Raw genomic sequence first — 5,899 nt, 5'->3', positions numbered from 1 at the left:
TCTGCCTCTGTCCGACGGACGAGGACTCGGTCATGAAGCGGCCTGAAACCCATCTTCCTGATTTCCCTTTAATGGTTGAACGTTTGCGATTTGGCACTCACCGGATGGGAGTGCCAGCGCCGACGCTCATATGGGTCGGCGGCACAAAAGCGTCAAGCGCGCGTTGTGCATTAGAGGTTCGCCGTTCGAAAAAATGGCCCCAAACGAAGGACATTGGCGATGAACGAAGCGCGTTTTACGCGCATCCTGGGTGCGTTCACGTTGCTGGCGAGCGTCAGCACTTTGTGCATCGCTCAGGACGCCCCGACCGACCCGCTGGCGGCGATGGCCTCCGAAGAATCGTTGGCCGAAAACGCGTCGGCGTCCGCAGCGGACCAGGCGGTTACCACTGCCAGCGATGCCGATGCGGCGGTAGCGCGCGCCGACATGGCCGACCGGTTCGGCGTCGATGCGCTGGCTGCCGGCCAATATCGCTGGGCCCGGGACATCCCCGCGACCGGCCCGACCAAGATCATCATCAGCCTCTCGGATCAGCTCGCCTTCGTCTATCGCGGCGATGAACTCATTGGCGTGTCGACGGTGTCGAGCGGCAAGACCGACCATGAAACACCCACTGGTACCTTCCCGATCCTGGCGAAGGAAAGGGTTCATCGTTCGCAGAAATATGATGATGCGCCAATGCCCTACATGCAGCGGCTCAACCAATATGGCGTCGCGCTGCACGGCGGTCATCTGCCCGGCTATCCGGCGTCGCACGGCTGCATCCGCCTGCCGATGGAGTTCGCCGCGAAACTGTTCAACCTGACCAGCACCGGCAGCGCCGTGATCATCGAAGCCTGACCGGCGTGGACGCGGTGACGAGGCCAAGCGCCTCCCGCCGCGTCCAGCGCCACAGCATGAGCAGCGCGACAACTGCCAATCCGCTCGCCAGCCCGGTCCAGATGCCGACGCCCTGCCAGTCGCGCGAAAAGGCAAGCCACGCGCCGATGCCGAGCCCAACCCCCCAATAGCCGAACAGCGCGAACAGCAGCGGCCAGCGCGTGTCATGCAACCCGCGCAGCATGCCCGCGCCGATGACCTGGGCGGCATCGACCAGCTGGAACGCCGCAGCTACCTTGAGGAAGCTCACCGCAAGCGCGATGACCAGAGTGTTGGCGGGAATATCGGTCAGGAACAGCGTCACCAGCCACTGCGGCGCGAGCCACATCGCCAGCGCCATCAGCCCCATGAAGCTTACGCCGAGCCACCATGCGGTCCAGCCCGCGCGGGACACGCCGCGCTGATCCCCGCGACCTAGCGCCAGCCCGACCCGAACCGTCGCCGCCTGCCCCAGACCCAATGGCACCATGAAGGTCAGCGCCGCGATCTGCAGTGCCACGGCATGCGCCGCCACCGCTGGCGCACCGATCCAGCCCATGAAATAGGCGGCGAGCGCGAACACACCCATTTCCAGCGCCATCGTCAGCCCGATCGGCCAGCCGAGCCGCACCATCGCTGTCACGCGCTCGCCATCGAATCGCCAGAAGCGTCCGAACAGGTGAAAGCGGCGGAACCGGCGGTTGGTGCGCACGACCAGTGCCAAGGCGCCGGACATCGCCAGCCAGCTAAGCGAGCTGCCGATGCCGCCGCCGACGATCCCCATCGCGGGCACCCCGAAATGACCGAAGATCAGGCTCCAGCTGAGCAATGCATTGAGCGCGATCCCGGCGACGCTGAGCCACAGCACGCTCTGCGGCCGTTCGAGCGCGGCGACGAAATTGCGCAGCAGCTGGAACAGCAGCCACGGCGCGGTGCTCCACATATAGGCGCGCAGGAAGGTCTGGCCGATATCCGCCAGCTCCGCGCTCTGCCCGAACGCCCGCATGATCGCGCCGACGTGCCACAGCAGCAGCCAATAGGGCGGCATCGCCAGCAGCAGCAGCCACAGCCCGGCGCGGAAGGTCCGCCGCACGTCGCGCACCGCGTTCGACCGCTGTCCGAGCGCAAGCGCCATCATTGGCGACGAGGCGGTGAGCAGGCCGAGCAGCAACAGGTTGAAGGTGAAGGTCAGGTTGAGCGCGAGGATCGCCCCCGCCAGCTGCGCCGCCCCGAGCCGTCCCATCATCAGCACGTCGGTTGCCTGGATCGCCTGCTGGGTGAGGTTGGCGAGCACTAGCGGCCAAGCGAGCGTCAGCATGGCGCGCAGTTCATCAAGGCGGGGTGAATCGTGCACGCGCGTTCCTTGGGTGAGCGCCGCCGCCTGCGCAAGCCGCCGTCCCCCCTCGCATTCCTGCCGCTGCTGGGTTAGCAGCGCAGCACGTTTTGCGAAGGGTCGATCATGCGTCTGGTGCGGGCAATCTGGAAGCTGCTGGTCGGGGTCAAGGACATGCTCGTCCTGCTTCTGCTGCTATTATTCTTCGGTGGCATCTATGCGGCGCTGTCGATCAAGCCGCCGGCGGTACGCGACGGCGTGCTCGACCTGGCGCTCAACGGGTCGCTGGTCGAACAGCCGTCCAAGCCGAGCGCGACTGCGCTCCTGTCCGGCCAGGGCGGTCGCATCCGTGAATATTCCCTGCGCGAAATGGTCCAGGCCCTCGACGCCGCGCGGACCGACGACCGGGTCAAGGCGGTTGCGCTCGACCTCGACGGCTTCCTCGGCGGCGGGCAGGCGGCGGTCGGCGAACTCGGTGCGGCGGTCGGCCGGGTCAAGGCGGCCGGCAAACCGGTGCTGGCCTACGCCACCGGCTACACCGACGACGGCTATCAACTGGCGAGCCACGCCAGCGAGATCTGGCTCAACCCGCTCGGCACGGTCGCGATCACCGGTCCGGGGTCGCAGAACCTCTATTACAAGGGATTGCTTGACAAGCTCGGGGTGACGGCGAACGTCTATCGGGTCGGCACCTACAAGTCGGCGGTCGAGCCCTTTATCCGCAACGACATGTCGCCCGAGGCGAAGGCGGCGGCGCAGTCGCTCGGCGATGTCCTGCTGGCCAATTGGCGCGACGACGTGACGAAGGCGCGACCTCAGGCCAAGGTCGATGCCTATCTGAAGGATCAGCCCGGCGCGGTCGCGGCCGCCGGGGGCGATCTGGCGCTGGCCGCGCGCAATGCCGGGCTGGTCGACCAGGTCGGCGACCGGCGATTGTTCGAACGCAAGCTCGCCAGCATCGGGGGCGAGGACGGCAAGGCCCGGGGCGGCTATCGCACCATCCGCCTCGACAGCTATGTCCGCGCGACCGTCGATCGCAACCCGCGCGGTCCGATCGGCATCGTCACCATCGCCGGCATGATCGTCGACGGCAAGGCGCCGCTCGGCACCGCCGGTGGCGACAGCATCGCCAACGCCATCCGCAAGGGCATTGCAGACAAGGGACTGAAGGCGCTGGTCGTGCGGATCGATTCGCCGGGCGGTTCAGTCACCGCGGGCGAGCGCATTCGCCAGGCGTTGCTCGCGGCAAAGGAGCGCAAGCTGCCGATCGTCGTGTCGATGGGCAGCGTCGCCGCGTCGGGCGGCTACTGGGTCACGACCCCGGCCGACTATATTTATGCGGAGCCGTCGACCATCACCGGATCGATCGGCGTGTTCGGGATCTTGCCCAGCTTCCAGGGAACATTGCAGAAGCTCGGCGTCGGCGCCGACGGCATCCGCACGACCCCGCTGTCGGGCGAGCCGGATCTGTTTCACGGCCCCTCGCCCGAAGCCGGGCAGCTGATCCAGGCAGGCGTGGACTCGATCTACCGGCGTTTTCTCGCGATCGTCGGCGCGGCACGGCACAAGGGCCCGGCGGACGTCGACAAGATCGCCCAAGGCCGGGTGTGGGACGGCGGGACGGCGCATCAGATCGGGCTGGTCGACGGCTTCGGCAACATGGATGCGGCGGTGGCCAAGGCGGCCGAGCTGGCCAAGCTCGGCGACGAGCGCGGGGTGCGCTACCTCGAACGACCGGGCACGTTGCGCGACGGGTTGATGGACATATTTTCGGGCGATGACGAGGACGGTGCCGGGACGACCGACGCGTTCGCCGCGCTGGCACCTTCACCCGCGTCGCAGCTGCAGCGCGCGCTGGCCGAAGTGCAGCAGATCATGTCCGGCCCGTCGATCCAGGCGCGCTGCCTGGAATGCGGGCCGGTTGCCGCAACTCCGCAGGCAGACGGCGCCAAGCCCGGATTGATGGCGATGATCGCGCGCCTGCTCTGGTCATGAGGTGCTGACGATCAGGCGCGCGGTGGCCAGCGACGCCGCCGCGATCGCCGCCATTTACGCCCCCTATGTCGCGACCAGCACGGCGACGTTCGAGGAAGTCGCTCCCGACGCGACGGAGGTCGCGCGGCGCATGGCGGGCGACGGGATCGCCTATCCGTGGCTGGTGGCGGAGGAGGCGGGCGTGCTGCTCGGCTATGCCAGCAGCGGCTGCTTCCGCACGCGTTCGGCCTATCGCTGGTCGGTCGAGACCGGCGTCTATGTCGCCCCGGCGGCGCAGCGGCGCGGCGTAGCGCGGGCGTTGATGGAGGCGCTGATCGACGATCTCACTCGAGCCGGGTTCGTCACCGCCATCGCCAGCATCTCGCTACCCAATACGTCCAGCGTCGCGCTGCACCAGGCGCTTGGCTACTGCCTCGCCGGAACGATCCGGGCGCCCGGCCACAAGCTCGGCCAATGGATCGACATCGGCTATTTTCAGCGCGACCTGGCGGAGCGGAGCGAACCACCAGTCGAGCCCCTCACGGCCTAACGGGTCAGCGCTTGCGCCGCCGTCGCCCCGTCAGCGGGAGCAGTACGAGAGCGAGGACGGTCGTCACAAGGGTGAGGATGCCGAAGCCGACGATCCATGGGTTGTGGGTGTCCGCGCGACCCTGCAGGTCCATGATGTGGAGCCCCCACATCCAGTCATAGAAGCGCCAGAAGCGCGTCCGCGTGGCGACGATCGCGCCGCTTTCCGCATCGACATAGAAATGCGTGCCGTCGCTCATCGTCACCTGCCAGCTGGCGATGTCGCGGCGCAGGTCGAGCGGGGCGTGGGCGGGGTCGGTGTGCGTGACCGAGGCAATGGTCGCTGAACCGCGATAGCGCGACCTGACTTCACGCGAGGCGCCGGCGGCGGTCAGTGCAGGCAGGAACCGGCCGGTGGCGGGGTCGGCGAGACGGCTGCCGCCGACCGACTTGATCACCCAGCGTGGACCATCGGCGCGTGGTTCGAGGGTCAGGCTAGTGAAGCTGCCGGGGACCACAGGCGCAACCGCCCGCGTGGCGAGCGCGATCGGCGCGGGATCGGCCAGCAGCTTCGATCCGCGCACCTCGTCGATCGGTTTCCATACCATCACGACGCCGCTCAGCGTCCAGAACAGCATCGGCACGCCGATCAGCCAGCCGAGCCAGATATGGTACTTCCGCAGCGACGTGCGGACGTGGGTTCGGGTCAAGCTCAACGCACGCGCCTCACATGTGGATCGGCTTGCCCTGCACCGCCATCGCTGCTTCCTTCAACGCCTCGGCGTGGGTCGGGTGGGCGTGGCAGGTGTAGGCGATGTCCTCGCTCGTCGCGCCGAACTCCATGGCGATGCAGGCTTCGGCGATCAGTGTGCCGGCCAGTGACGAGATGATCCATACGCCGAGCACGCGATCGGACTTGGCGTCGGCGATGATTTTCACGAAGCCGTCGGTGTCGCGGTTGGTCTTGGCCCGGCTGTTGGCGGCGAAGGGGAATTTGCCGACCTTGATCTCGGTCTTTTCGCGCGCCTGCTCCTCGGTCAGGCCGACGCCGGCGATTTCGGGCATGGTGTAGACCACGCTCGGGATGACGTCGTGATTGACGATGCCGGTGCCGCCGGCGATGTTTTCGGCGCAGGCAATGCCCTCGTCCTCGGCCTTGTGGGCGAGCATCGGGCCGGGGATGACGTCGCCGATCGCCCAGATGCC

The 5,899-nt window shown here is 67.4% G+C and carries 5 protein-coding genes and 1 pseudogene; 3 read left to right on the top strand and 3 right to left on the bottom strand.

Translation table 11 applies throughout. The annotated features are described in order from the left end of the window. Nucleotides 1-219: 219 nt before the first annotated feature. Nucleotides 220-840, top strand: coding sequence for a L,D-transpeptidase family protein (locus tag RMN84_RS07020; RefSeq protein ID WP_309611469.1), 621 nt, complete (start codon nucleotides 220-222; stop codon nucleotides 838-840). On the opposite strand, the gene RMN84_RS07015 is transcribed toward RMN84_RS07020, so the two are convergent. Continuing rightward, complete coding sequence (locus tag RMN84_RS07015) at nucleotides 827-2,212, bottom strand: MATE family efflux transporter (RefSeq protein WP_309611468.1); 1,386 nt, start codon at nucleotides 2,210-2,212, stop codon at nucleotides 827-829. The genes RMN84_RS07020 and RMN84_RS07015 overlap by 14 nt on opposite strands. A gap of 105 nt (nucleotides 2,213-2,317) precedes the next feature. Between RMN84_RS07015 and sppA the strand changes: the two genes are divergently transcribed. Then, nucleotides 2,318-4,186, top strand: coding sequence for a signal peptide peptidase SppA (sppA, locus tag RMN84_RS07010; RefSeq protein WP_309611467.1), 1,869 nt, complete (start codon nucleotides 2,318-2,320; stop codon nucleotides 4,184-4,186). Between the two features lies 1 nt (nucleotide 4,187). Beyond that, a complete protein-coding gene (locus RMN84_RS07005) occupies nucleotides 4,188-4,715 on the top strand; it encodes an N-acetyltransferase family protein (RefSeq protein WP_309611466.1) in 528 nt (175 codons plus the stop codon). 4 nt (nucleotides 4,716-4,719) lie between these two features. On the opposite strand, the gene RMN84_RS07000 is transcribed toward RMN84_RS07005, so the two are convergent. Then, nucleotides 4,720-5,409, bottom strand: a complete 690-nt coding sequence (locus tag RMN84_RS07000; protein ID WP_309611465.1) for a PepSY domain-containing protein — start codon at nucleotides 5,407-5,409, stop codon at nucleotides 4,720-4,722. Nucleotides 5,410-5,419: 10 nt separating this feature from the next. Then, nucleotides 5,420-5,899, bottom strand: a pseudogene (locus RMN84_RS06995) (dihydrolipoyl dehydrogenase); the annotation flags it as partial.

Origin of the sequence: Sphingomonas sp., from assembly GCF_031380695.1 — a bacterium.
Classification (GTDB): domain Bacteria; phylum Pseudomonadota; class Alphaproteobacteria; order Sphingomonadales; family Sphingomonadaceae; genus Sphingomicrobium.
The sequence above is the reverse complement of the archived record's forward strand: the minus strand, read 5'-3'. Positions and strand labels throughout refer to the sequence as shown.